1 protein-coding gene and 1 pseudogene are annotated in these 1,281 nt (G+C 68.6%); both read right to left on the reverse strand.

The features are described 5' to 3' along the window. Window positions 1-263, reverse strand: a pseudogene (locus BHQ40_RS24685) (amino acid ABC transporter ATP-binding/permease protein); the annotation flags it as partial. Then, window positions 260-1,281 (reverse strand): ATP-binding cassette domain-containing protein (locus BHQ40_RS24690; RefSeq protein ID WP_139139483.1); only part of this gene is annotated, 1,022 nt, incomplete at its 5' end. The pseudogene BHQ40_RS24685 and the gene BHQ40_RS24690, both read right to left, overlap by 4 nt.

Consider the following 1,281-nt stretch of genomic DNA (forward strand, 5'->3'; position numbering starts at 1 on the left):
AACCGTTCGCCATAGCGTGCCGTGGTGCGAATGATCGCCAGCAGCCGGATCAACGCGCTCGGCACCAGGTAGTTGAAACCCTGCGCGGCCAGCACGCCGGCCAGTCCGGCAAGCGCAGCACCGGTGATGAACCATCCGGACAGGCCCAGCAGCAGGACCGCAGAGATCGTCGCGGCGGCGGCGAGCAGGCCCGCAATCCGGAAAGCCCGGCGCTCCGGGCCGATCGCCTCGGCCAGCAGCCGGTCCATATCCGCGCGGCTCATGAAAGCACCGCTTCGCTGTCGGCGATCGCGGCCAGTTCGGTGCTGTGCGTCACGATCAGGACCGTCCGTCCCTTTGCGGCGGACGCCAGTATCCTGGCGATATCGGCCGCCGATCCCGCGTCGAGATCCGCGGTCGGCTCATCCAGCAACCAGAGCGGCGCGTCCTTTAACAGCACCCGGGCGATGCCGACACGCCGGCGTTCCCCGCCGGATAGACCCGACCCGCGATGATCGAGCGGCAAGGCCAATCCCTGCCCCCGCGCTTCGATCATCGGCCCAAGGCCCGCCCGATGGGCCACGGCTTCGACCGCCGCGTCCTCGGCATCGGGACGCGCAAGACGGATATTGTCGGCCAGCGTGCCCGGGACGAACGCGACCGATTGCCCCGCCCAGCCAACATGACCGGAAAGCGCAACATCGGCCGCATCCCGGCCGTCGATCAAAACCCGCCCCTTGCCGATGGGAGCCAGCCCCAGCAGCGCGTGGAGCAGGCTCGACTTGCCGATCCCCGTGCTGCCGCGAAGGGCAAGGCTGGTGCCCGCGGCAACGTCGAGCGTAAACGGGCCGATAGCCGTCTCGCCATAGTCGATGACCACGCCGTCGAAGCGGAGCGCGGGCGGTCCTTCGATGGCGACTTTCGGCGCGGGCAGCACTGCAGGCGCAAGAGCTTCAAGGCGCTCGACCGCAGCCTCCCCGACCTGCTTGTCGTGATAGGCAGCGGCAAGGCGGCGCATGGGCAGGTAGAATTCAGGCGCGAGGACGAGGACGAACAGGGCCTGGCCCAGCGACAGCTTTTCAGGAGCCGGGAACGGCAGGATACCCAGCAGGTTGAAGCCGCAATAGAGCGCGACCAGCGCCACCGACAGCGCCGCGAAGAACTCGATCACCGCGCTCGACACGAACGCGACCTTCAGCACGTCGATCGTGCGCGCAGCGACCTCGCGCGTCGCGTCGGCAAGGTGGCGGCTGATGCGCTCCTGCGCGCCAAAGCCCACAATCACGGGAAGCGCGCGCACCC

It is taken from the genome of Sphingobium phenoxybenzoativorans, from assembly GCF_001757355.1.
Taxonomy (GTDB): Bacteria; Pseudomonadota; Alphaproteobacteria; order Sphingomonadales; family Sphingomonadaceae; genus Sphingobium; species Sphingobium phenoxybenzoativorans.